Below are 26,823 nucleotides of genomic sequence, written 5' to 3' on the forward strand. Positions count from 1 at the left end.
TTGATATCTGTCTGGTCATATTAAAAGAATGAATTATTCAATTTACTTAAATTCGTTTATCATTTATTTTAATCAGTTTTCTTCCCTTTGGGAAGACGGAAGATGGGCATATGAAACAATACCACGACTTAGTAAAGCACGTTTTAGCCGAAGGCAACGAAAAAGGAGATAGAACAGGAACAGGCACCAAAAGTGTTTTTGGCTACCAAATGCGATTTGATTTAAGCGAAGGTTTCCCAATGGTGACTACTAAGAAACTCCACTTAAAGTCCATCATTTACGAACTTCTTTGGTTTTTAAAAGGCGACACCAATATCAATTATCTTACTGAAAACGGCGTACGTATTTGGAATGAGTGGGCTGATGAAAATGGTGATTTAGGACCAGTTTACGGTCACCAATGGCGCAACTGGAACGACGACGAAATTGACCAAATTAAAGAAGTTATTCATACATTGAAGAACAATCCAAACAGTAGAAGAATGTTAGTTTCTGCTTGGAACCCTTCGGTGCTACCAGATACTTCAAAATCCTTTTCAGAAAATGTAGCTAATGGTAAAGCAGCGTTGCCGCCATGCCATGCATTTTTTCAGTTTTATGTTGCTGATGGTAAGTTATCATGCCAACTCTATCAACGTAGTGCGGATATCTTTCTTGGTGTTCCTTTTAATATTGCCTCTTATGCATTGTTTACTATGATGATGGCCCAAGTTTGCGGTTACCAACCTGGAGATTTTATTCACACCTTTGGTGATGCGCATATCTACAATAACCATAAGGAACAGCTAGAGCTTCAATTATCGCGGGAGCCGAGACCACTTCCTAAAATGATTTTGAATCCGGAAGTTAAAGACATCTTTGATTTTAAGTTCGAAGATTTCACCTTGGTCGATTACAACCCACACCCACATATTAAAGGTGTTGTTGCTGTTTAGTTTTATGAAGAATTTAATGTTATTCCTATTGATTATACTTTTTAGTGCGAGTTCCTTTGCTCAAGAAACTAACTGTGAAAATTCTTTTGTAATAGTTGAAGATGTCCCAATATATCCAGGATGTCACATGAAAAAAAACAAGACAGAAAGAAAAAACTGTATGTCAACTAAAATATCTAAACTTATATCTAGAAAATTTAATGTAAAATTAGCAGATAATTTAGGGCTTCCAAATGGATTAGTTAAAATCGTATTGCATTTTAAAATTAACAAAAAAGGAGAAATCATAGATGCTGATGCAGATGCGCCGCACCGAAAATTAAGAGAAGAAGCGATTAGAGTTATAAAATTAATTCCAAAAATGAAACGTCCAGGAATGCATAGAGGTCAAGCAGTTACTGTTCCTTTTGCAATACCTGTAAACTTTTATATTGATTCTTAAAAAAAATAGTAACAATGATAGAATAAAAAAGGCTTCAAATATTTGAAGCCTTTTTTATTCTGTCTTATTTGCAATTACAAATTAATCACCCCATTCTCTGCCGCAGCAAAGTCATTCCAAGCGTAAGCATCTGCCTGCTCATCATTGATGTAAGCGCCATCAACAACATATCTAAACTCATAAGAACTTTCACTAGGTAAATCTACCGTTCCTTTAAAGGTTCCGTTTTTTAATTTTTTTAATTCTGTAGCTTCAGTATTCCACTCGTTAAAGCTTCCAACAACAGCTACATTTTTTGCCTCTTTTGCAGGAACAGAAAATGTTACTTTACAAACTGGCTTACTTTTTAAATACTGTTTTTTAATTGCCATAATAATCGGTTTAATTAATAATCAAATGTATAAAAGAATTTAACCCTAGAATAGAGAAACATTAACTACATAAAAAGAATTATCACTTTAATAAAAATGACGACATCAAGATTGCAAATTGATAAAATTTAGAAGCTAAAATCGCTATTCTTTCAATAAATAAATTGAGTCTTACTTGACTGATTTTCAACTACATCGTTTTCGAAAAACTAATAAAATACAATACAAATATCTACTACAACGATTTAGTGAAAAAAGGGTATCTTTAACCTAGCAAAAAGCAAGCTTATGTTCGGTAAAAAGAAACAGACACCATCCATTGATAAAGAACAATTAGAATTAATTGAGAATGCACAAAAACGCATAAAGGCTAAAAAACGATTATACGTTCATTTTGTAGTATTTCTTATTGGCGCCGTTTTCTTAATTATTGCCAATACTGTGCTTGGTATAGGAAAAGATTTTACCATCGCTGGTATTAATTGGTTTGTATATGCCATTTTAGCTTGGTTATTTTTATTTATATACCATTTTATCAATGTGTTTATTACCAATAAATTTATGGGAAAAGATTGGGAAAAACAGCAAGTAGAAAAATTGGTAGCTAAACAACAACAGCGGATAGATAAGCTAAAAGAAAAGTTTGCCAAAGAAGATGAAAAATTAGCTGAAAAGCAATATGCTCAAGAAAAATCACCTAAGGTAGACACTTCCATAAAAAAAAAGAATAAGCTCACTGTAATCGTTGCTGCTGGTGAAAATAATGCCATTGGCAAAGACAACGACCTTATTTGGCATCTAAGTGATGACTTAAAACGTTTTAAAAAACTCACTAATGGACACCATATAATAATGGGCCGCAAAACATTTGAGAGTTTTCCTAAACCGCTCCCTAACAGAACACATGTTGTCATTACTAGACAAAAAGACTATATCGCACCTGATGGTGTTATTATTGTAAACTCATTGGCTGACGCTTTGGATGCCTCTAGAAAAGATGACAACCCATTTATAATTGGTGGAGGCGAAATCTACAAACAAGCCATACCTCTTGCCGATGAATTAGAAATCACACGTGTTCATGCTACTTTTGAAGATGCCGATACATTTTTCCCTTTGATAGATGCCATGGAATGGAAAGAAGTTTCAAGAACTAAGCGTGAAGCCGATGAAAAGCACGCACATGCTTTTTCGTTTATTACTTACACTCGTCGATAAGATATTATCTTTTTCAAAGACATCTATTTATTATCCTAAATAATTTAATTCCTATTTTTGCATCACTAAATTGAAACTACAATGAACGCATATATTTTTCCTGGTCAAGGTGCTCAATTCTCAGGAATGGGCTTAGACCTTTACGAAAACTCCCCTTTAGCACAAGAACTTTTTGAAAAAGCCAATGATATTTTAGGTTTTTCTATTACAGATGTTATGTTTGAAGGTTCTGCTGAAGACTTAAAAGAAACTAAAGTCACACAACCAGCTATCTTTTTGCACTCCGTGATTTTAGCAAAAACTTTAGGAGAAGATTTTAAACCAGATATGGTTGCTGGTCATTCTTTAGGCGAATTTTCTGCACTAGTTGCTGCTGGAGCTTTAACCTTTGAAGATGGTTTAAAATTAGTATCTCAGCGTGCTCAAGCCATGCAAAAAGCTTGCGAATTGCAACCTAGTACTATGGCTGCAGTTTTAGGGTTAGATGATGATATAGTTGAAAAAGTATGTGCAACTACAGAAGGTATTGTTGTTGCTGCAAACTACAATTGTCCAGGGCAATTAGTAATTTCTGGAGAAATTGAAGCCATTAACAAAGCCTGCGAAACACTTAAAGAAGAAGGCGCAAGACGTGCATTAGTATTACCTGTTGGCGGAGCATTTCACTCACCAATGATGGAACCTGCTCGTGAAGAATTAGCTACCGCAATTGAGAATACAACATTTAGTAAACCTAACTGCCCGATTTACCAAAATGTAACGGCTTCTGCTATTACTGATGAGAATGAAATAAAATCCAATTTGATTTCGCAATTAACAGCTCCTGTCCGTTGGACACAATCTGTGCAGCAAATGATTGAAGATGGCGCTAAACACTTTACTGAAGTTGGTCCTGGTAAAGTACTTCAAGGTTTGGTACGTAAAATTAATCGTGAGGCAGAGACAACATCAGCTACTTTTGAAACTAACGCTTAATAACTTATTATTTTGAATAGAAATCTCTTGATAGCATTAATTGTTATCGGCAATTTAGCAGTTGACCAATTATCCAAAATATGGGTGCGCGCTAATTTTATCTATGGTGAAACCAAAGAATTAATCGGCGATAAATTTGTTATGCAGTATGTAGAAAATAAAGGTGCTTTTTTAGGTATGGGTAGTGATATGAATCCTACACTTCACTTTATTTTATTAAAACTTTTACCACTTTTAGTTTTACTCTATGTTGTTTACTACATCGTAAAAACTAAGAGTTTGGACAAGCTTAGCTTAATTGCATTTTCTTGTATTGTTGGTGGCGGGTTAGCTAACGTAATCGACCGATTCCTATTCAGTTCTGTCACGGACTTTTTCTTTATCGATTTAGGAGGTGTATTTAAGACTGGTATATTCAATGTTGCAGACGTTGCTGTAACTACAGGAATGTTTATGCTAATTTTTAGCAACTTTATAATGAAAAAGAAAAAGGACACTAGCAATTAATGTCCTTTTTCTTTTAATTTATTTCGAGAAGCTTACTGCTTATAAACCTTACCTTCTTTCATTACAAAAACAACGTTTTCCATCGTAGAAATATTCTTCGTTGGGTCGTCTTCAACAGCAATAATGTCTGCGACAAATCCTTTTTTAATTTGGCCTAAATCATTTTCCTTTTTCAATAGCATTGCATTGGTGACTGTCGCACTTTCTATAGCTTTGATAGCCGGCATACCTGCTTCAACCATGTATCCAAATTCTTTTCCGTTATCGCCATGATAGAAAACAGCAGCATCGGTACCAAACGCAATACCTACACCAGCCTTGTAAGCACGAGCAAACATATCTTGAATTTTAGGACCAATATCTAAGGCTTTAGGAACAATAATTTCAGGATAGTAGCCTTTAATTTTAGCTTTTTCTGAAACAAACTTGCCCGCACTAATTGTAGGAACCAAATACACATCGTATAGTTTCATTAATTCCATAGTTTCAGCGCTCATGAGTGTTCCGTGTTCAATAGTTTTTACACCACCTTTTATAGCACGTTGCATGCCTTCATCTCCATGTGCATGTGCCGCCACATGGAATCCGTAATCTTTTGCAGTTTCACAAATGGCTTTAATTTCTTCAAGAGTAAACTGAGGGTTTTGCCCGTTTTTGGCAACACTTAAAACACCACCTGTTGCCGTAATTTTTATTAAATCTGCACCGTTTTTATAGCGTTGTCTAACTGCTTTTTTAGCATCTTCTACGCCGTTAACTACACCTTCTTTTGGTCCAGGATTACCAAGGAGACTTCGTTTTGCTCCGTTAGTAGGGTCTGCATGCCCACCAGTTGTAGCGAGCGCTTTTTCAGCAGTAAAAATTCTTGGGCCAACAACCTTACCTTGGTTTATTGCATTACGCAAAGACACGTTAACGCCAGAGCCGCCTAAATCTCTAACTGTTGTAAAGCCATTCATTAAAGTTACGTTTGCATAGTGCAGTGAATTATAGGCTACGTCTGCATCGTTTAAGGTATAAGCTTCAAGATATTTTTTCGGATTAGTTTCAGACTCGATATGTACGTGCATATCTATTAAGCCTGGCATCACTGTTTTAGATTTTAAATCAACTACTGTACCTGACTTTGGTTTTGCGTAACCATCTACAACATCTACGATAGTTTTCCCTTCAACAATAACTGTTTTCTCATTTAAAATTTTACCAGATTTGGTATCAATCAATTTCCCACAATGTAGATAGGTCGTCTGGCCTACAATCGTCGTTGCAAATAATAAAACAAATAGTCTAAGTAATAGTTTCATAATTAATTATTTTTTCTAATTTTTTTCTCCCACTGCCATGCATCTCGCATAGCTTCATCTAAAGTGAGGCTTGATGTCCAACCCAATATATTATTGGCCTTAATGGTATCAGCATAGGCAGACGTCACATCTCCAGCACGTCTTTCAACAACTTTATAATTCAGTTTTTGGTTTGAAACCCTTTCAAAAGCTTCGATAACCTCAATCACTGAGCTTCCTTTTCCTGTTCCTATATTGAATACTTCAAAATTTGAAGTCTGCTGATGTTTTATCAATCGTTCTAAAGCTACAACATGAGCTTTAGCTACATCAACCACATGAATATAATCTCTAATACAAGTGCCATCTTCCGTAGGATAATCATTTCCGAAAACAGATAACTGTTCTCGTAATCCTATAGCTGTTTGTGTGATGTAAGGCACTAAGTTCTGCGGAACACCTTGAGGTAATTCTCCGATATGAGCTGAACTATGCGCTCCTATAGGATTAAAGTAACGAAGTGCTGTAACCTTTAAATCATTATTAATCTTAGTTGTATCTCTTAAAATCTCCTCACCTATTTGTTTTGTATTCCCGTATGGTGATTGTGCTAGTTTTATTGGTGCATTTTCAGTAATTGGCATTTTATCAGCTTCGCCATAAACCGTACATGATGAACTAAAAATAAAATTCTGCTGCTTTTGCTTTTGTAGTTCTTGGAGGAGGTTAATTAAAGTTGAAACATTATTCTGATAATAGAACAATGGTTTTTCAACACTTTCGCCAACGGCTTTACTTGCTGCAAAATGAATAACACCATCGATATCTTGATGGTGTTTAAAAAAGTCTTTTAGCTCAAAGTTGTCTCTTAAATCTAGTTCTTCAAACTCAGGTTGTATTCCCGTAATTTTAGTAATCCCATCGAGTACTTCAATAGAAGAGTTAGATAGATTATCTATAATCACAACTTCATGACCCTCTTGCTGCAGTTCTACGACTGTATGAGAACCAATATACCCAAGTCCGCCTGTAACTAAAACTTTCATTATTAGAATTTAGTTAGCGTCTATAAAATCTAAAACTGTCTTTGTAATAAAATCAATTTGTTCGTCATCTAACTCCGTATGCATTGGTAAAGAAATTACAGATTGCACCAATTGATTTGTAACTTTAAAATCATCTTCGTTATAGCGCTCATCTACATAGGCTTTCTGCTTATGCAGAGGAATTGGATAATATACACCACAAGGGATTCCCTTTTCGTTTAAATGTGCCACAAGTGCATCTCTATCAACATCTTTAAGATTTAAAGTGTATTGATGAAACACGTGACAGTCACAAGTATCGCAAATTCCATCGCAGTTTGTTCTTCCAGATGGCACTGTAATTTTTGGATGATTTTTAAAGGCTTCGTTATATTTTCGAGTAGCATTTCTGCGTGCATTGTTATAACTATCTAAATGCGGTAATTTAGCATCTAAAACAGCTGCCTGCAAAGAATCTAATCTCGAATTTACACCAACCACATCATGGTGATAGCGCTTGTACATCCCGTGATTAACGATTCCTCTTATGGTATGTGCTAAATCATCGTCATTGGTGAAAATAGCACCACCATCACCATAGCAACCTAAATTTTTAGACGGAAAAAAAGACGTTGAAGCTACGTGACCAATAACGCCGGTTTTTGTTTTAGAACCATCTTTATGTGTGTAATTTGCTCCAATACCTTGCGCATTATCTTCTATAACATAAAGATTGTGTTCTTTAGCTAAATCCATGATTTCATCCATATTGGCAGCTAAGCCAAATAAATGCACAGGGACAATGGCTTTAGTTTTTGGTGTAATTGCTTTTTTTACAGCATCTACATCTATGTTAAAAGTTACTGGGTCAACATCTACCAAAACTGGTGTTAACTTTAATAATGCAATAACTTCTACTGTTGCTGCAAAGGTAAAATCGGCAGTAATAACCTCATCTCCTTGTTCTAAGCCGAGACCCATCATTGCTATTTGTAAAGCATCGGTTCCGTTAGCGCATGGAATGACATGTTTTACATCTAAATAATCTTCAAGATTTTTTTGAAATTGATGGACTTTAGGTCCATTGATAAATGCAGCACTTCCTAATATTTCGTCAAAAGAGGTATTTACTTCGTCTTTTATTCTTGCATATTGGCCCTGAAGGTCGACCATTTGAATCTTTTTCATTCTCGTAATATATTTAATATAGTATAAGCCCAGGGCTCCTAGCGAAAGTACAAAAATGTTACGGCTCATCAATGTATTTAATTGAAAGAAATGTATTTTAGCACAAATCGAATATGTTGAGATTTTTTTATTCTATAGGCATTTATTTATTAGGTCTTGTTTTACAGGTCTTTTCGTTTTTTAATCCCAAAATTAAATTAGGCGTAGTTGGAAGAAGAAATACTTTCAGCATACTTAAGCAATCCATATCTCAGACTGATAAAACGATTTGGATGCACTGCGCATCTTTAGGTGAATACGAACAAGGTCTTCCTGTTTTACAGGCTCTAAAGATTAAATATCCTAAACATAAAATTGTAGTTTCGTTTTTTTCGCCATCTGGTTACGAGATTAAAAAGAACTCAACAGATATTGATGTTGCTATCTATCTGCCTTTAGACACCAAAAAAAACGCAAAACAATTTTTAGATTTAGCGCATCCTGAATTGATACTTTTTGTGAAATACGAAATCTGGCCTAATATCCTTCTCGAAGCTAAAAAGCGAGGTATCACATCACTTTTAATTTCTGCAACATTCAGGAAAGGTCAATCTTATTTTAAATGGTATGGAAGCTTAATGCGAAAGGCTTTATTTTCCTTTGACCATATTTTTACACAAGATGAAAATTCTAAAGAATTAATAAAAAAGATTGGATATAGTTCTGTGTCTGTTTCTGGTGATACACGTTTTGACCGTGTGAGTCATCAACTAAAAATAGATAATACTATTGATTTTATCGAGACTTTTAAAGCCGATAAGACTACTATTGTTTTTGGAAGCTCGTGGCCGGCAGACGATGCCCTTTTTATTCCTTTTATCAATGAGAATCATAACGATTTAAAATTTATTATAGCGCCTCATAACATTAAACCCAGCTATATAAATTATATTGAGGAGCGGCTCAAAGTGCCTACAGTAAAATTCTCTAACATGAAAGGTAAAATCCTTTCAGAATATAGTGCATTTATCCTTGATACTATTGGCTATTTAGGGAAAACCTATAGCTACGCAGATATCGCTTATGTGGGAGGTGCAGCTGGAAATACTGGTTTACATAATGTCCTAGAACCAGCCGTTTTTGGAATTCCGATAATCATCGGAAAAAACTATTCAAAATTTCCTGAGGCAAAGCAATTAATAGAACTTAATGGTATTGTGAGTACTGAAACAAAAGAAGACTTTAAAAAAACGATTTCTCACTTAGTCGAAAATGTTAATAAAAGACATGCTCAAGGCGCTATTAATTCAAAATTTATAGAAAATAATCAAGGTGCAGTGGTCCATATCCTTGATTTCATACGTATATAGAGAGAATTTATGTGGCATAATAACAAAATAAGTGCCATTTTTTGAGTATTTTACTCAAATCAACTTTTAAAACTAAAACCAATAATTATGAAAAAAATCTTAATGAGCTTAACGCTTTGTGGCGTATTAGCTTTATCATTTACATCATGTAAAGAAACAAAAGCTGAAGCTGAAAAAGCAGCAGACCAAATGGAAGAAACTGCAAATAAGGCAAGTGATGCTATTGACGAAGCTACAAAAGACATGAAAGATGCTGCTGATGAAACAGTTAGTGATGTAAAGGAAGCTGCTAATAACATGGTAGCTGAAGCTGAAAAAGAATTAGCTAAAGCTCAAGAAGCTGTAAATAATGCCACTGGTGAAGCTAAAGCTGAAGCTGAAAAAGCTTTAGAAGCTGCTAAGGCTAAATTGGAAGCTGCAAAGAAGAAAGCTGCTGAGTCTATTTCTGATATGGCTGAAAACACTGAAGATGCAGTAAATGATACTATGGATAAGCTTAAAACTGGAAACTAAGCTTTTCTGAAATCTTATAATAAAGGCTTGGAGAATTCTCTAAGCCTTTTTTGTTGTTTCATTAAGTACGAGTTCACTTTTTACCATCTCTGTTTTGTAAGTTGTCTTTACTTTTTTGCTTAGAATTTCTAATAAGGTTAATGCAGAAGATTTCCCTATTTCATATCCTTTTTGATTGATTACAGAAATCTTTGGACTGGATACAAACTGAGAATCTGCATAACCAAAACCTATAACTGAGATGTCATTAGGTACATGCTTGTTTAATTTTTTAACCATATTCAAAGCCATAATGCCTGTTATATGGTCTATTGAAATAATGGCATCAACATCTTTGTGTTCTTTAAGATAATGTAATATAAGTTCATCTGGGTTTTTCTCTCCATCTAGTTTTAGAATACTTTCAGATAGATTAGATTCTTGAATAGCTTTTTTGTATCCATTAATACGGTGTTGACCTACACTTAACTCTTGAATATTACTAATGAGTAGAATATGCTTTCTGTCTTCTTTTTCTATTAAATAACTAGCAGCTTCATAGACCGATTGAAAATCATCTACAACAACCTTACTACAATTAACATCATTCAACACTCTATCAAACATCACTATAGGCGTGCTTTTACTTACCGATTCAAAATGCTTGATATTGTATTCTTTTTGCGTCTCCCTTGCTACAGCAACAATAAAACCATCAACACTACCGGTTGATAACAAATCGAAACTCCGTTGCTCTTTCTCTAAACTCTCATTAGAAATACAAATGGTCATATCGTAATTATGATTCCCCAAAGTGGTCTCTATTCCATGTACGACCTCAGCAAAAAAAGGATTCATTAAACTTGGTACAACAACACCCACAACTTTAGTTTCACTAGATTTTAGTTGCTGCGCAATTCTGTTAGGCTTATAATTAAGCTCATTTGCAAGTTCTGTGACTCTTTTTTTTGTAGCCTCACCAATTTCACTGCTATCGCTAAGCGCTTTAGAAACGGTAGAGACAGATACATTTAATAATTTTGCAAGTTCTTTTAAAGTCACCATGATATTGAATTAAAAAGCCACACTAAGATAAGTGTGGCTTTTGAAATTACTATTATATTTCTTAATTAATTTTTAACTAAGCGTATTGTCTTAGTAGTTCCATTTGCAGAAAACTTAGCTAAATACAATCCTGTTTTTAGTTGAGTTGCGTCAATTTCTACATTTTGACTTTCTGGTTGTAGTGATAATACATTTTTACCTAAAAGGTCATATAACTCAACTTGCTCAATCACCGTATTAGGTGATTCTATATTCCAAATAGAGTTTGAAGGGTTTGGATATACTTTAAGACTTCCAAGGTTACTAAAATCATTAGTAGATAATGCAGAACCAGATATTGAAAAGTTAAAGGTACCTGATGCTCTAGTAGATGGAGAGCCATCATCACCGATTCTTAAATAGTATGTTGTTCCTGTAGTTGCAGTAGTTAAACTTGCATTACAAGACCCAACCAAAGTACCCGTACAATCACTGTAGAATGCATATTCAAATCCAGCGTCTAAAGTCACATTGACTTCTCCATTTTGAGCAGCAGTGAAAGAATACCAAACATCATTACCTGTAACACATCCATCTGATAATCCAGAATCAGTGGCGCCTACATTAGTACCGCTTAAGGTTGCTCCAAAATCAATACTATCAATAACTTCTGCATTATCACAGTCATCATTAAGTTTGTAAAAATACAGGTTGTCAAAATATATTGGACCAAAAGCTGAAGGACCTGCAGCTACTACTTGTACTAGAGCGACTTGATTTCTTGCAGCTGCACTATTTGCAAAGTCATCTAAAGCAATATCTCCAGAAATCCATGCACCAGAGCCAGAAGCATTAACATCGAACGAAGTATTAATATTTTGAGCACCATCTCCAGCTGGATAGTTTGGAAAATCTAAAAGAAAAACCTGAAATAGCTGACCCGGAGCAACATCTCCTTCAACATAAAAATCAACATGCATGTGCGTAAAATCTGTTAAATCTAATGCAGGTGAGGCTCCGAAAAATTCATACTGAGCACCTCCTCCAGGAGTAGGAGCTGTAAGACGTCTAGTATCGTCAGCCACATCAATAGTAAAGTTGTCTAGACTAGCTCCAGCAAAGACATTAATTCCTGAAACTGAAACATTAGAGTATTCTCCACTGAAAATGGAAATAACATCATTAGGGTCACGAGCTGGGGCATTAGGTGCTGCTGTTGATGGAGGTACTGGACAAGGTCCACAATCTGGACCACCACAATCTACACCTGTTTCCATGCCGTTTTGTACTCCATCTGTACAAGTTGGTAATATGTCACCACCATCTAATCCACCTGCAATATTATCAACAAAATGTACTTGTGACAAACCTGCTACTCCAAAATCAACGAATAAAGAAATCGTTGCATATTTATCTAATGTTACAGGTTGTGGTGATGGGCATCCTTGACAATTTGGAAATCCATTATCGGCTGTATCATAATCTAAAACTAAAGAATTTAAGCCAGCAACTACTGGTGCGTTTATTTCTACAGGCAATCCATTTTCAGAGCCCTCTTGAGCTCCATTACTAAATTGTACTAACAAATTTCCTGATGAGGCTGCATAAAACTCTAATGTAATAGTATTATTTGCTGAGTCAGATAAATCAACATATCGAGTTAAGTCTAAAGATACTGGGTCACCAAACTGATCTCCAGCACCATTTATTTGAAGGACATCACCTGAACATCCATCCGTAGAACATCCCGCAGGATCTACAACAATCACCGAAGAAGAACCATTATTTCCAGAAAAAACATCAAGTGGATCTGAGAAATCTAGAGGAAAACTTTGTGAATAAGAAAACGCCGTAAACAAAAATACGCCGATAAAAAAAGTAATTTTTTTCATGTGTTATAGTTTTAAGTTAATTATTAATTTATAAAAATATCAGTTATAATTTTGAATAAAGTATTTATTACCACTACAATAACCATACAATCATCATTATTGTGTTAATATTTTATGAATTTATCAAAATTACAATTTTTAAAATTTCAAATTCTCATGTTTATCCCAAAGTCCCCAATAGGCTCCAACATCGCCTTCGTCTCCAGTTTTCCAAGATTCGTCAAAGGAAGAGAAGTAAAAGATAGGGATGTCATTTTCTTTTGTCCAGCGCATAGCATCAATAAAATATTTCATCGCAGCTTCTGGTCCAGCTTGTGCACCCCTGAGACCACCACCTTCGCTTGGCCATCCAGTTTCTGTAATGATAATTGGTTTACCTTGTGCTGCATCTACCACTTGGCCATACATAGCTTGCATGTGTCCCAGCGCATACTCTATTGGACAACCTTCCCAATAAGGATAAAGATTAGCCAAAATTACGTCTGTATTCTCCACTAGCTCAGGATGTCTTGAAAATTCGTAATACGCATCAACGTAACCTACAGGAATATCTAATCCAGATAAGGCGTCTTTTACTCTTTTAATGTAACCAATAAGCTCTTCTAAGCTTAAATCATTTCTATAAAGAACTTCATTTCCTACTGCTGCAACATCTACGTGTCCTGCTTTAGCTAATGCGATTAAACCCTCAATTTCTTTTTCGTTATCGTCTTTATCATCAGACAGCCAAGCACCTACAAGTGTTTTTAATCCGTGCTTTTTTGCTGCAACGGGGACATGCTCATTACCTTCTATACAAGAAAAAGAACGAATGGCTGAGGTGTATGGTTTTAATATTTTTACACGACGCTCTACCTGCTCAAAACTTATATCATCACCTGGTTCTTGACCATCTTCATACATGCTAAAGCATATACCGTGCATACCATCTTCGATAGTTTTTCGCCATAAAGACTTTAAGTCGGCTAAACTATATTGGGACATGTCAATTCCTATTGTTTGGATTTGACTGTAGTTGGATTTGTAATATGATTCTTCTCTATAAGACATTTTTATTTTTAATACTTTATTATGTTTATGTTATAATTCGCCTCTGCGTTTTACTAGTTCTGCTTTAATCTCTTTGGCCCTGTCTTCATTTAAGCTATATTTCCACATTACCCATACAGCTAATGCCGCTGTACCAGCTGGAACTACTATATCTGCAATCCTAAGATTATTCATAGTTTCTAGAGACTGCTCCGTTACATTTGGATCAAAACCAACAATACTTAAAATTACTCCTCCTAAAACAAGAGCCATAGATTGCCCTATTTTTACCATTAGCCAATATATTGCTCCAAAGGTCCCTTCTTTTCGAGGCATACCGTTTTCTAACTCATCCAAATCACATACATCAGCCGTCATCGACATCATCAAAGTAAATAATCCTCCCATACCAAATGCAAACAAAGGGATAGGTAAAAATATAAGCCATGGGATTTCATTTCCAGGGTCAATACTAAACCATGACATCCCTATATCATCTAATATAGGATTTAAAGATTCAAAAAGTGAACCAACACCAGAAGTTAAACTCTGTCCAAGCTCTGTTTGATTAAATTCTGCATTCAATTCTTTATCAAACCCCCACCATTTTAAAATATAACCTACTATAGATATTACTGTTGATATTATAAATGCCTTACGCTTACCCCATTTATTTGCCATCCTTGAGATAATTGGAATTACAATAAATGCTGTGATTATTGCATTAATTGTATTAAACCATGCAGGCCAAGTTCCTGCTAATTCATAACTACCGCTATACATATAAAATACAATGATAAAAACACCAAATGCTGCTACTAATTGAAATCCATTAAACACTAAGAATGTAGCGCCGCATAATTTCATGAATGGCTTATTTTTAGAAACTTGCTTAATTCCGTCCCATAATTCTACCATATTTGATGACAAAGTCTTCCAAGTAATCTCTTTACGATTTTCCATGTTAGCAGAATCAATTCCTTTACAAAATAAAGCTGGTAAAATCCCAAACACTACACATAATGCACCAACTATAAGTGCCATTGTACGAACACCTTCTGTCTGAGTATTAAACGTATTAGAGTCTGGTATAATAACATATAGCCAAGGTACAATCATCCATGCTATTTGACCCATTGTATTTGAAAAAGCCATTAGTCGCGTTCTCTCATTGTAATCTGATGTCATTTCATAGCCAAGTCCAACCAATGGAGTCGCAAACATAGTATTTCCAATAAGGAAAAGTAATTGTATAACCATAACATGCCATATGATATATGTCTGAGATGCATTATCATCAATTTGCCACATTAAAAAGAATAAAATTCCACTTATAATAGCACCAACAAATATGTAAGGTCGGCGTCTTCCCCAACGAGACTTTGTATTGTCCGATATGAATCCCATTATAGGGTCAGTAATTGAATCGAATATTCTAGGTAAACCGCCGAGAAGACCTGCCCATAATGGATCTACGCCCCATGCTGTGAGTAAAAAAAACTGAATAAAGACACCTAATGTTCCAGGAAGAATATTCAATATAAAGTGACCTGCTCCAAAAGCAGATTTTTGACCAATAGGGACTTTAGTAGAACTCATAATTATATTTAGTTAGTTGGAATTATTATTGTTTGTAGCGCCCTTGCACTTATATGAATCTGCTGAGATTTTTCTCCCAGAGCAAGATTAAAATCTTGAGCTTTATCGCCTTCATTAAAAACGACAACAGCAATAGAACCATCTGGATTTTTTGCTGCAGTAATCTGAAGGTTTTTGCTGGTGCTTTCCACATCTATGACCTCTGCGTTAGGGCGTATATATTTACTAAAATGCGTCATTACGTAGTATAATGGGGTGTAATACACTTCATCATTATCTGGGTCTACAATTATTGGCGCAATACACCAATTTTTAAACCAATTTGGACCACCTTGCTTATCTAAAACCATGTTCCAATCGACCCATCCATCAACCCAATTATTTAGGCAACCAATAATGTCTCTGGCATATCTATTAAAAGGTGAATATTTAGGATGTAAATATTTTTGGTCTTCTGGTGCCCAATCCCATCCCCAATCGGTTGCTTCTTTTTTATAATACCATGCATCGTCTTTCCAAACTGGCACCTCTGCGTCAATGCAACCTTCTGTTTCTATGAGATATTTGTTTGGTGCTTTATTATGTGCATATTGCAAATCTTCCGGGAACACTTCGTAAGTACTCTCGTACCAATGAATGGCCGTACCATCATAATACTTAGAAGACTCTTCAGTAGCATACATGACATCAACCCATTCTTTTATACCTGCCCGATTTTGGTCATAGCCGAGAATTACCTTGTCTCCGTAACCATCTGCCTCTAATTTTGGCCCTAAATGATGCTGAACGAATTCTGTCATTTCTTCTGGAGAGTAGTGCATACTTTCCCAATTATTACCATTACCGTGAGGCTCGTTTTCTACAGTAAATCCCCAAATAGGAATTCCTAAATCCTCATAAGCTTTAGTATATTTTGAAAAGAATAATGCCCATGTGTCGTAATACTTTGGAAGTAACTTTCCGCCAACCCAATCATTATTGTCTTTCATCCACGGCGCTGCCGTCCAAGGTGAGGCAAAAATTTTAAAGCCGTCTTCTGAAGTTGAAATGGCGTCCTTTATCATCGGGATTAAGTCTAGCATATCTTCTTCAATCGTAAAATGTTCTAGATTAACATCATCAGCTACTGGCGTGTACGAATAATTTGAAAGCGAGAAATCACAAGAATTCATATGAGTTCTTGTCAATGAATAATTTGCACCTTCTCGGCTGAAATACGCCTTTATTATTTCATCTCTATTTTTTTTACTGAGTTTGTTTAGTAAGTAAGCCGAAGACTCTGTGAAAGCGCCACCAAATCCAGTTATTTTTTGAAACTTTTCATTTGGATTAAGTATCACCTTTGAGATAGAATCATTTGAATTTTTGACAAAATCTTTTATCTCTGTTAATTTATTTCCGCTTTCGGAAGTCTCATAAACTGAAACTTGTAATTGATTTTTTTTACTGTTGCAACTCATGATTAACACAAAAAAATAAATGATGTAAAGCGCTTTAGATTTCATCTTCAAAGATTAATTATTTTATTAATGCGAGACCATAACTTCCTCTTTTGTCGGAGGCACTAATACATCCTCCATTAAATCAGCTTTATTGCCGTTGTAAGTTTTTGTTATAGGATTTCCGTCTCTGGTTAAGCCATCAAAAACACCTTTATCTACTAAATCCCAAATAGGATATTTTGCTTTACCATCTATAGTAAATAATCCGAAATGATTTTCTGAGCCTTTTGGATTTTTAGCATCTTTCCACTGCTCATTAAAAGCTTCAAAATAAAAGCAAGATATTCCTGCTCTATTAGTCCATTCTCTCATTTGTTGGTGAAATAATCCTTGCTTGTATTCATCTGTGGCTCTCGACCCATTATCTCCATAATGTCCGCCTGATGTTGTGGCCCAACCTGTTTCTCCTATATGGATAGGTTTATCAACTCCTAAACTTTTCATATAATTAGTTACACTATCGTACTGTTTTTGAGAAAACTTGAGTGCACGCTCCATAGCCATCTCTATTTTTGTACTATCGGGCATACCTTTATGTGCGCTAGGAACTCTCCAGAACTCTGGATTGTAATGTGTATTGTGATATGGATAAGTATGCATAGATATGAAGTCTACAGCTTTTATTAAATCTTCTAATTCTTTGACATGATATTTGTCTTCTCCACCACCCCAAGACGCAAAATCATCAGAGCTTGTTATCCACAAGTCCTTATTTAGTTTTCCTTCAATTTTTAAACTCTGCAGGTGATTCACCCATTTTAAAATAACATCTGGTTGAACATAGTAACTGGTGGCCCATTTTACCATAGCTTCATTACCAACTGCGATAATTTTTACAATATCTGGATATTGATTAGCTAAGGCAACTGCGCGCTCTATCTCTCCTGCATTGTTTGGACTCTCTACATCATGATTAGGTACTTTATCTGTCCAAGCGTTAAGGCAATCTATCCATGCGCCGAGCATCACATACATTTCAAAATTTTCGTCCTCTTGTTTAAGCTCGGTTATCGCTTTTAAAATATTTGAAGCATGAGGCAACTTAGGTTGTACGTTGTAGGTGCGAATAAGTTTTATACCCATAGCCGACAACAGCTTCATATCTTCTTTTAATTGTAGAATTGTAGGCTGACTATCTCTGGATTTTTTTCTGTAGCCTCCATAAGAAATCGCTAAATAATCAGGGTTTCCTAATATATCTTTTGCTGTCACGTTAGATTGTGTCTGCATTTCCTTTTGTTTCGTTTTGTTTTCATTACATGCAAAGACTACGCCTAATAAGATTATACAAATTACTATGTTCCGTGTCTGTCTCATGCTATTATTTTAGGATTGAAGGATTGATATAAACTTCTATTCTATCAATTTCCATATCTCTTTTAAAGATACTCTCGCTGACATTTACATCAAGTTTTAAACCTTCAAAACTCAATGATGAATCTTCCGATTTATAGACCTTAGTTTCATTAGACTCTGAAATTCTATAAATTACGGGTACTTGGCAATAGGTAAATGCTAAACTACTTGCCGACAATTGAATAGATTTCTTATCTCCGTTTACAGATACATATTCAAAGTTTTTATCCGATTCTAAAAACTCCTCTTTTCTCAACATACATGGATAGAATGTCAGTTGACCTTGTTTAACAAACACTCCTAATTCTCCAATACGACTTAAAATATCTTCTTTGACCTGCCCTGTCATTCCTGGTTGTTGTGCTCCTTTACCTGCTGGTGTATGAGAGTATGGGTCTGTTGGGAATGCTCCGTATAATTCTGGCGGTTTGTGAGCTCCAATACCTTCATTTATTTCGTAATAATGCTCTAATAACCTTCCTATAATCTCATCTGATTGCTTATCCTCAATGGCCTTTAGACAGGTTTCTTGAACTGCAAGTTGAAGTTTAGATACCATGTGCCAATAAATAGACCCTAAACCTTCATAACCGTAAAACGTACCTGAACGTCCTGTAAATGCTTTATGGTTAAAAACATCTTCGTATATCTGAAGGATTCGCTCTTTTTCAGATTCAACAAGCGCTTCATATTCAGGATTCAAATTATTAAAAGCAGCTTCTAATTTATTTGCATTGTTGAAATTGCCATTAAAATGATAATTTCCGTTTACTGCTTTTGTAATGATTTGCTCGTTGTTATCTGCTACTAATTTTTGAAGTAATTTTGAACTTTTTACCGCCGATTCTGGAATAATATTCTTTTCCATAAAACGCGGTAAGTCCTTGTTTGGATAAAGCAAGTAACTATATTGGTCTGGTCTAAATATTTTACTATTCTTCATACTATCCATGACCTTTACAGACTCTTCTGCACTTAAATAACCTGAACTTAACGCTGCTACTTGTCCTTCAAGCATTTCATCTAAATAAGAAATCTTAACCTCATCACCAACTATGGTTATCAAATTATAAGCATGGTGCATCTTATCGTCTCTTCTATTGGCTTCAATAGTATGCTCCAGATAATTTAATGTGGTTTCTATGAAAGAAGATAGCGATGTTTTATCCAACTCTATTTTATCTCCAGAAAATGCATTATTGTAAATCGTAGTTCTGTAATTACTTCCTGCAACACCTAAACCATCTAAAATGGTTTTTCTATTTCTGTCAGAAATCGCACCAGACAATAATTCTTTATTAGATTCTAATGTTGAATTAACACCATCAAAGAATAGTTTTAACTCTTCCGATATACTATAGCTTTCAGTATTAGATTCTTCTATGATTTGTTTGAAAAACTTAAGGAAACGTCTTAAATAATTGAGCGTTACCATTGATACGCCATTACCAACTAGTGCGTTGTTAGCATCATTCCACTCTGGACGTTGAGTGTTTAACCAAATTCCTGCTTCTGGAATAAAGTTTGAAACTTTAGCAAGAACTGTTGCTAGAATTTTTTCAATAAAATTGACTTTACAAATGAAGAAATTTTTATCTCTTAACAAAGCACCATCTGCTCCAAGCTGCTCACGTTTTACGTGGATATCCTCATCTGATTTTTCATCAAAGTCAATAGTATCTTTTGGATTTTTTAGTAAGTCTTGGTAAGACTTTATTCTATAAGGCACATTGGCGTAAACGAATAAATCCTTATCAAAAAAACTATTAAGTCTGCCTGGTTTATGACCTTCTATAAACTCTAAAAACTTGAGTAAGTAGATAATCTGATGATCACCCCAATAGCCTATATAAGACCATGGATCGTCTGGCTCGATAGTTTCCCAATCAAAGCCATCTTTAGTTACGCGGTATGGATTGTAACCGTCGAAAGTAGTAGCGTTTAAAAATTTATGAATCATACTTTCTACAAACTCAGGATAGGCATGCGCAAGCGCTTCCCAATTCTGAAAAATATCACGCCAATTACCCTCATAGTCCAAAACTTTAGAACCATCTTCGTTACGGGTGTTTATAGAAAACTTATTCCAAGGTCGACTTGGGTCTCCATGCCTTCGACTAAATTTTAGTGGCATATACTCTAAGCATAATCTTTTAAAATTCTTGTCTTGATTAGCATAGGCCAAATCTCTCAAATGGAATAAAGAAAACGTATCTGGTAAATCTTTGAGAATGTCAGACGACTTAGCAAAAACCTTCTTATTTGCTTTGGATATATAATTGGTAAAATCCCATTTCTCAATGGTATAGTTATCATCAAAAATTCCACCACGCATAATATTAAAAAGCGTGTTAGAAAAATGTCTTGTATCTCTTTGGCTATCTTTAGTTAACTGAATCCCATCAGAAGATGCCGTTAGTTTTATCAATCTTTCTGTACCTAATTTGATATCGGCGTTAATATGCGCTTCAATATTTTCAGTATTTACAGATTGCATTAATTCAGCAATATCTGCATGGTCTTGATTAACGTTTGCAACAAATAACCAGTTGGCTTGAGAATTTGACTCAAGATTAATTTTAGAGTTTAAGAAATAGGCTCCTTTTTCTGCCTTTATATCTTCTTCTTGGAAAACCTCACCACTTTTTCTAAACACATCAAGTTGTAATGAAGAGACTAAATAGGTAGGATTAGTAAGTCCTTTTGACCAAACTACATTTGCTTTTAAAGCCTCGCTAGGTTCAGCTTTATCGACTATGATTGCACTTAGAGCATATATCCCAAGACCATAATCCTTTTCTAGTTGGTTACGTTTATATGCATCAACGAGGTTACTCACTGCAGATTGCGTATCTGTTGGTACACCATAAGGCAAAATGTTTTGAAGTCCATCTAGAATATTAACTTCAACTTTACTTTCTCCATGGTTAATTAATGTTGATTTTTTTACAAAACCATAAGTATTACTTGAGTTATAGGCATATCTAAATGTGAGTTTCAAATCATGATTGACTTCTTCAAAAATAATTTTGTTCCCATAGATATTCTTGTAAAGATGTCTTGATATTTGGTATTGTCCTTGTTGGCGAATAGAAAAAGGCTCCCAGAGCTTTTCATTATTAATCCAAAAAATAGATTTACTTCCTGTTGTCTCTACAGACTCTGTAATTTTATCATCCGTATAGTATGGGAAAAGGCTATATTCACTATTCTTTCGTCCCGCAGAAAGGCCTCCATTACTAGAGATAAACATCCAATGATTAGAATCACTAACAATGCTCATGAAAAATGGACGCATTTGGTCGCTATTAGAAATTTTGAAATAGGACTCGCCGTCAATCTTGACTCTTTTAAAATCTATATCTTTTACTGAATTATTCACTTGCGAATTATATGTTAGAGCAATACTACTCATTATATTTTGAAGCTTTTAAGAGTTTAAAAAAGGCTAACGCATATGTAACATATTTGCTAGCCTCTTATTAATTAGTCTATTAAAATTATTCTATCAATTCGATATCATCGAAATAGTAAGTTCCACCAGTAGTTATTGGACTATCCGTCTCGTCGTTATCTGGTTTGATTACTAGTCTAAAGTACGATGTTGGTGCAGGCATAGCCGTGAAAGTAAAACTCACTTCTGTCCAGACATTAGCATCGGTTACAGTCACAAATGCTGGTGGTGGATTTCCAACAGTTGGTTCGTCTTGAGCTACTTCGAATCGGAAAACAGTATTTGGTTTAGTTGAATATATTTTCATTCTAAACTCATGACTTGGATTTGATAAATCGAAATTACTTCCAAAATTATTTTGGACTCCTGCAAAGAATTCTGAACCAGCTGGTTTATCAACTCTTAAAACTGCACTAGATGTATTTATACCAGATGGATTAGGATTGACATCTAAACCTGACGTTAAACCATTTCCGAAATTAAGGTTTTGAGGGAAAGTCTCGCAACCTTCAAAATCTAATGGTAATGCTGAGGCAGCTACTTCTCCCGTTGTACAATTACCACCAGTAGGTCCACCTCCACCTCCTGGTGTTCCATATACCATTAAGTCATCAAAATAATATGTACTACCATCTGCAACATTAAAATTGAAGAAAATAACTAGCTTATCAAACTGTGGTGTTGCTGTTGGCGCAAAGTCATAAGTTAATTCTGTCCACGCATTAGCTGCGCCAGTGCTTTGTAAGATCTCAACAAAGTTTCCTGGATTTCCAATCTCTTCTAATTTTAATAAAACTGGCGTGTTTGCTATTGGAGACCAAACTTTCATTTTCATTCCTTCGGAAGTATTAAAGTCTAATTTATCAGATAAATCAATCTGTACGTTATCAAAAGGTGAATTATTAAACCTTACAACCTCAGCAACTCTACAAGAACTGTTTACTGAGCCCATAAAATCAGGGTTATCTATATAAGACACACCTGTATTATCTCCTATTAAAGTTGGCGAATCTGTTTGGAACGTAATGTTTAAATCTGCTGCTGCAATAGATTCTGTAGTCTCTGGCACACACGTACCTCCGCCACCAGCGCCATAAACCATTAAGTCATCAAAATAGTATGTACTACCATCAGCGACATTAAAGTTAAAGAAGATAACTAGCTTATCGAATTGTGGCGTTGCTGTTGGAGCAAAATCAAATGTTAACTCTTCCCATTGCATTGCTGCACTTGTTGTCTGTAAAATTTCAACAAAATTTCCTGGGTTTCCAATCTCTTCTAATTTTAATAAAACTGGCGTGTTCGCTATTGGAGACCAAACTTTCATTTTAAGACCCTCTGAAGTATTAAAATCTAGCTTATCAGCCAAATCAATTTGAAGATTATCGAAAGGTGAGTTATTAAATCTTGTTACTTGACCCACTTTACAGGAAGTATTTACAGGGCCTCCGAAATCTGGGTTGTCTATCCATGAAAAAGCCACGTTATCTTCGATTACTGCTGGCGTATTTGTTTGAAAAGTAATATTTAAATCTGCCGCAGCAATAGACTCAGTAGTTTCTGGAGTACAAGGCGGACCTGTACTTACAGCTACTTGCTCTATATCATCTACATAGAAAGTTCCCGCATCCGTTTGGTTGAAAGCAACAAACAATACCATATCGTTGTAAGAACCCGATGAACTCAATGTAAATGTTAATTCTTCCCAACCAGTTCCAGTATGCATTTGTAAATCTTCCACATCACCTTCAGTGCCATCTTCGAATTTCAATAATACAGGAAGTGCTTGATTTGAGAATAATTTAAGTCTTACACCTTTGTCTGTAGAAAAGTCAACCGGTACATCAAAATTGAAAAACGCATTCTCAAAATTATCACCTACATTAGTAATTTGCCCCACCATAGAAGGCATATCATTAATTCCTGAAAGCTCAGGATTATCTACAACTGTAAAACTTACGTTACCTACAATTGTAGTTGCATAATCAATAGTTTCGCAATCGAAATCTATTGGTAATTCTAAATCTGTATCGGTACACGGAATATCGCCCGTATTTATTTGCGAAATATCATCTATGTAAAATGTCCCAGATGATATTCCTGGACCATCAACAAAGAATGTCACAACATTATAGCTTGCTGCTGAATCGAATGTAAAATACAACTCTTCCCAACCTGTACCACCATGACTAGCTGTTGTCTCAACGTCTGCCGCTGTACCATCTTCTAATTTTAAAAGAATATCTATAGGAGACGTAGACCAAAATAAGATTTTAACTGTCTTATCTGTAGTTAAATCTAACGGCTCACCTAGCTCAAAAAAGAACCCTTCGAAAGTTGCGCCACTATTTACAATTTCGCCAACATTAGAAGTAGTTGGATTAGCGCCAGATGCATCTGGATTCTCAACTATTTGAAATGTAGCACCACCAAAAACTTCTGCTCCATAATCTACTAGCGGATTATCAAAAGATATTGGAAAAGCTATTTCTTCAGGAATACTTATGGTTATAGTATCTTCAAAAGTATCTGATGCTCCAGCCACATTAGTAGCTTCCATAACTATAGTATAAGTTCCTGAGGTATATACCTTAGTAGGATTGACTTCAGTAGATGTAGTTCCATCTCCGAAATCCCAAGAGTAATTATTGGCATTTGTGGACGTATTTATAAATACGACTACACCAGTATCTTGGTTAATTGTTTGCGTAAATTCAGCATTTATCTGTGGTAAGACTACATCATCTTCGTCGCAGCCTAAATAAGCTAAAGCCAAGAATAGGACTGATAGCAATTTTATTCCTCTAGTTACTTTTTTCATAATATTGTTGTATTGCATGATTTTTATTGTTGGTAAACTCTAACGTAATCTACGAGCATGGTTTGTGGAAATTCAGTTTCTGCATTGGGAGGACCAGGTAAATTACCTCCTACTGCAACATTTAAGATAATATAAAAAGGACGGTCATTAAATACCCATTCGCCTTCGCCATTTGTTTCTTCTTCTATATCCTCTGGTGTAATTTGATTGTAAAGCACATCATCAATGTAATAGTTGATATAATTTGGACCCCATTCTATACCATACACATGAAATTCGGTATCTACTCTAGTGTTTTCTAATGTATAACTTTTTGATACGGACTCTGCTCCTGAGTATCCTGGGCCATGAACTGTACCAAATATTTGTGTTGGCTCATCTCCAACATTTTCCATAATGTCAATTTCGCCAATTTGCGGCCAAACTGAACCATCACTATCATCTCCTAAAAGCCAGAATGCAGGCCACATTCCTTGACCGTATGGCAGACGAATTCGAGCCTCAAAACGACCATATAACTGTTGAAACTTATTTTTTGTTTGTAGTCTAGCAGATGTGTACTGTGCGCCGTTAAATGCTTCTTGCTTAGCTGTAATTAAAAGGAAACCATTTTCTACTGCTGCATTGTCAGGTCTATCTGTGTAATATTGTAACTCATTATTTCCCCAGCCAGGTATGCCTTGTGCCGTACCATCGCCAATATCAAAATTCCATATTTCGGTATCTATAAAACCATCAACATCGAAGTTGTCTTCGAGAACTAAATTATCGAAAGTGGCAACAGTTTGCGTTTCGTCTGTATTACAGCTTGTCAAAGTGGCAAGTGTTACAAAACCAATGAGCATAACACCCAGAGTATGTTTTTTTCTTATTGTCATAGTCTTCATTTTCATATTTTAATTTGAGTAGAAGTAAATATTATCTAATATAAAATCGGGGCCACCTACCAATATAATAGCTCCTAAGTTATTTTTTTGGGTAGCTAAATCTCCAGATAGAGGAATCTCAAAAGACGTCCATTGCCCAGGAGTTAAACCAGTTGCAGTAAATCTAAAATCTACATCGTCCAATTCTGGAAATCCATTATTGACATTGGTGTTTATTGTTTGGTTTGCTCCTATATCTCTAATTTGAAATTCTATTGAAGATGTACTTGCTTCTTGCACATAAATATCGACGTGCATGAATTGCATAGCCGAAGCATCAATTGGGTTATCATCAAAAAGAATGCCTGTAAAGTTATTATTTGCATAAGTCACAAATTCATCACCTCCGTTTGATGAAACAGAAGCTTCTGTTGTTGACCCACCAAATCCTGGTGTAAAATTAGGAGTTACCACATTGGTATAAGCATCGCTAAAAACAGACAAAACATTTGCTTGAGGTTGCATTGGCGTTGGTGCTGGGTCAAGCCCGCCTGATGTAGAGATTTCTAAAGAACCTTCAGCTAAAACACCCGCGAGTTGAGCTGTAATAGTTGCAGTACCTTCACCTATTATTGTTATTTCACCTAATTCATTAACTATAGCAACATCTAGATTTGATGATTCAAAATCGAAATAAGAAGGTGCTAACCCTACTGTACTATTACTGCCATCTTCAAGATTAAAAGTTTGACTCAATCCACTAACTAAAATCGTAGAGCCAGTAAATGCTTGTTCTGTTAGATTTGCTCCTCCAAATATTCGTGGTCTTGGTTGGGCAACTGTTCCTAGTTTCTCAAAACGTAACTCATCTATCCAAAAAGTAAAGCCAATTTCGTTTCCGTTAGGTACTGTGTCAACCACATCTAATCCGCCAGCGGAGAATGCAAAAAGACCTCTCTCTTGTATAAGTTTTGATGGGTCAGGAATTGGGATTGTATATTTTCTCCAATCCGTAGAAAGCTGAATATTTGACTGACCAACTGAAAATTTATTTTCTTCGAAATCATTACCAAAGCCTACCAGTCCTACAGCAGCTGTTGTTGAGCCTTTTGCCCAAAATGTTAACGCATCAAAGCCACTAAGGTCTCTACCATCTCCTCGATCTAGAAATATACCGCCTATAAAATTTCCATTTGGATCATTAGGTGATGGTACGTCTATTCTTATTGAAGACCTACCTTCAAAAGCGACATTATCATCTGTTCCAAAACCTTCAGTATTTGCGCCAGCCGCTGGATCAAAAGAGATGAAAAATTCATCCGTAAGACCTACAGGCGCATCGGTGAATATATCACCATTGTTAGGAAATGATGCAAACTCAACTTCTTCAGACAATCCTCTTTCGCAACCTAGTATTAAAGAAGCAGAACAAATAACTGTAAGTGCCTTATATATGTTGTTAACTTTTTTCATCT

General features: G+C 35.3%; 21 protein-coding genes. 7 read left to right on the top strand and 14 right to left on the bottom strand.

Annotated elements, in window-relative coordinates; translation table 11 throughout:
* Positions 1-110 precede the first annotated feature (110 nt).
* The gene (locus tag BUB95_RS03175; RefSeq protein WP_073082939.1) at positions 111-935 is read left to right on the top strand and encodes a thymidylate synthase; all 825 of its coding nucleotides are present in this window, start codon (positions 111-113) and stop codon (positions 933-935) included.
* Positions 936-1,095: 160 nt separating this feature from the next.
* Positions 1,096-1,377 (top strand): energy transducer TonB, encoded by a 282-nt coding sequence (locus BUB95_RS14275; protein WP_159432630.1) that lies wholly within the window; start codon positions 1,096-1,098, stop codon positions 1,375-1,377.
* 74 nt (positions 1,378-1,451) lie between these two features.
* Here the strand turns inward: BUB95_RS14275 and BUB95_RS03185 are convergent, their stop codons facing one another.
* The gene (locus BUB95_RS03185) at positions 1,452-1,748 is read right to left on the bottom strand and encodes an isoamylase early set domain-containing protein (RefSeq protein WP_073082946.1); all 297 of its coding nucleotides are present in this window, start codon (positions 1,746-1,748) and stop codon (positions 1,452-1,454) included.
* 288 nt (positions 1,749-2,036) lie between these two features.
* On the opposite strand from BUB95_RS03185, the gene BUB95_RS03190 reads away from it, so the two are divergent.
* From BUB95_RS03190 to lspA, 3 genes are all read left to right on the top strand, one after another.
* Positions 2,037-2,966: a dihydrofolate reductase gene (locus BUB95_RS03190; protein WP_073082949.1), complete on the top strand. Its 930-nt coding sequence runs from the start codon at positions 2,037-2,039 to the stop codon at positions 2,964-2,966.
* Between the two features lie 81 nt (positions 2,967-3,047).
* On the top strand, positions 3,048-3,941 hold the full coding sequence (fabD, locus tag BUB95_RS03195) for an ACP S-malonyltransferase (protein ID WP_073082952.1): 894 nt from the start codon (positions 3,048-3,050) through the stop codon (positions 3,939-3,941).
* Positions 3,942-3,968: 27 nt separating this feature from the next.
* Positions 3,969-4,448 carry a signal peptidase II gene (gene lspA, locus BUB95_RS03200; RefSeq protein ID WP_234969231.1) on the top strand — a complete coding sequence of 160 codons (480 nt, stop codon included), beginning with the start codon at positions 3,969-3,971 and terminating at the stop codon, positions 4,446-4,448.
* Between the two features lie 32 nt (positions 4,449-4,480).
* Here lspA and BUB95_RS03205 read toward each other — a convergent pair whose 3' ends face one another.
* Genes BUB95_RS03205 through BUB95_RS03215 form a run of 3 tightly spaced genes read right to left on the bottom strand, consistent with a single transcriptional unit; the run spans position 4,481 to position 7,944 of the window.
* Positions 4,481-5,752, bottom strand: a complete 1,272-nt coding sequence (locus BUB95_RS03205; RefSeq protein WP_073082959.1) for a metal-dependent hydrolase family protein — start codon at positions 5,750-5,752, stop codon at positions 4,481-4,483.
* A gap of 2 nt (positions 5,753-5,754) precedes the next feature.
* Positions 5,755-6,780, bottom strand: coding sequence for a UDP-glucose 4-epimerase GalE (gene galE / locus BUB95_RS03210; protein ID WP_073082962.1), 1,026 nt, complete (start codon positions 6,778-6,780; stop codon positions 5,755-5,757).
* Between the two features lie 6 nt (positions 6,781-6,786).
* On the bottom strand, positions 6,787-7,944 hold the full coding sequence (locus tag BUB95_RS03215) for a DegT/DnrJ/EryC1/StrS family aminotransferase (protein WP_073085049.1): 1,158 nt from the start codon (positions 7,942-7,944) through the stop codon (positions 6,787-6,789).
* 113 nt (positions 7,945-8,057) lie between these two features.
* Here BUB95_RS03215 and BUB95_RS03220 point away from each other — a divergent pair, with 113 nt between their 5' ends.
* Both BUB95_RS03220 and BUB95_RS03225 read left to right on the top strand, forming a co-directional pair.
* Positions 8,058-9,293 (top strand): 3-deoxy-D-manno-octulosonic acid transferase, encoded by a 1,236-nt coding sequence (locus BUB95_RS03220; protein WP_317048453.1) that lies wholly within the window; start codon positions 8,058-8,060, stop codon positions 9,291-9,293.
* Positions 9,294-9,380: 87 nt separating this feature from the next.
* Entirely contained in the window at positions 9,381-9,806 is a 426-nt protein-coding gene (locus BUB95_RS03225; RefSeq protein ID WP_073082964.1) for a hypothetical protein, read from the top strand.
* A 39-nt stretch (positions 9,807-9,845) separates the two neighbouring features.
* Here the strand turns inward: BUB95_RS03225 and BUB95_RS03230 are convergent, their stop codons facing one another.
* The 10 genes from BUB95_RS03230 to BUB95_RS03270 all read right to left on the bottom strand — a co-directional run bounded on the left by BUB95_RS03230 (position 9,846) and on the right by BUB95_RS03270 (position 26,821).
* Complete coding sequence (locus BUB95_RS03230; protein ID WP_073082967.1) at positions 9,846-10,850, bottom strand: LacI family DNA-binding transcriptional regulator; 1,005 nt, start codon at positions 10,848-10,850, stop codon at positions 9,846-9,848.
* A gap of 65 nt (positions 10,851-10,915) precedes the next feature.
* Positions 10,916-12,721 (bottom strand): T9SS type A sorting domain-containing protein, encoded by a 1,806-nt coding sequence (locus BUB95_RS03235; protein WP_073082970.1) that lies wholly within the window; start codon positions 12,719-12,721, stop codon positions 10,916-10,918.
* A gap of 138 nt (positions 12,722-12,859) precedes the next feature.
* Positions 12,860-13,771 (bottom strand): glycoside hydrolase family 17 protein, encoded by a 912-nt coding sequence (locus tag BUB95_RS14370; RefSeq protein WP_234969232.1) that lies wholly within the window; start codon positions 13,769-13,771, stop codon positions 12,860-12,862.
* Between the two features lie 30 nt (positions 13,772-13,801).
* Positions 13,802-15,349: an MFS transporter gene (locus BUB95_RS14375; protein ID WP_234969233.1), complete on the bottom strand. Its 1,548-nt coding sequence runs from the start codon at positions 15,347-15,349 to the stop codon at positions 13,802-13,804.
* A gap of 8 nt (positions 15,350-15,357) precedes the next feature.
* The gene (locus tag BUB95_RS03245) at positions 15,358-16,854 is read right to left on the bottom strand and encodes a glycoside hydrolase family 30 protein (protein ID WP_073082974.1); all 1,497 of its coding nucleotides are present in this window, start codon (positions 16,852-16,854) and stop codon (positions 15,358-15,360) included.
* 21 nt (positions 16,855-16,875) lie between these two features.
* Positions 16,876-18,168 (bottom strand): glycosyl hydrolase family 17 protein, encoded by a 1,293-nt coding sequence (locus BUB95_RS03250; RefSeq protein ID WP_073082978.1) that lies wholly within the window; start codon positions 18,166-18,168, stop codon positions 16,876-16,878.
* A 4-nt stretch (positions 18,169-18,172) separates the two neighbouring features.
* Positions 18,173-21,622, bottom strand: coding sequence for a hypothetical protein (locus tag BUB95_RS03255; protein WP_073082982.1), 3,450 nt, complete (start codon positions 21,620-21,622; stop codon positions 18,173-18,175).
* An 85-nt stretch (positions 21,623-21,707) separates the two neighbouring features.
* The gene (locus tag BUB95_RS03260) at positions 21,708-24,482 is read right to left on the bottom strand and encodes a PKD domain-containing protein (protein WP_073082985.1); all 2,775 of its coding nucleotides are present in this window, start codon (positions 24,480-24,482) and stop codon (positions 21,708-21,710) included.
* A gap of 23 nt (positions 24,483-24,505) precedes the next feature.
* A complete protein-coding gene (locus BUB95_RS03265) occupies positions 24,506-25,369 on the bottom strand; it encodes a glycoside hydrolase family 16 protein (RefSeq protein WP_073085053.1) in 864 nt (287 codons plus the stop codon).
* A gap of 9 nt (positions 25,370-25,378) precedes the next feature.
* Positions 25,379-26,821, bottom strand: coding sequence for a glycosyl hydrolase family 16 (locus BUB95_RS03270; protein WP_073085055.1), 1,443 nt, complete (start codon positions 26,819-26,821; stop codon positions 25,379-25,381).
* Positions 26,822-26,823 lie beyond the last annotated feature (2 nt).

The organism is Winogradskyella jejuensis, from assembly GCF_900129745.1.
Lineage (GTDB): Bacteria > Bacteroidota > Bacteroidia > Flavobacteriales > Flavobacteriaceae > Winogradskyella > Winogradskyella jejuensis.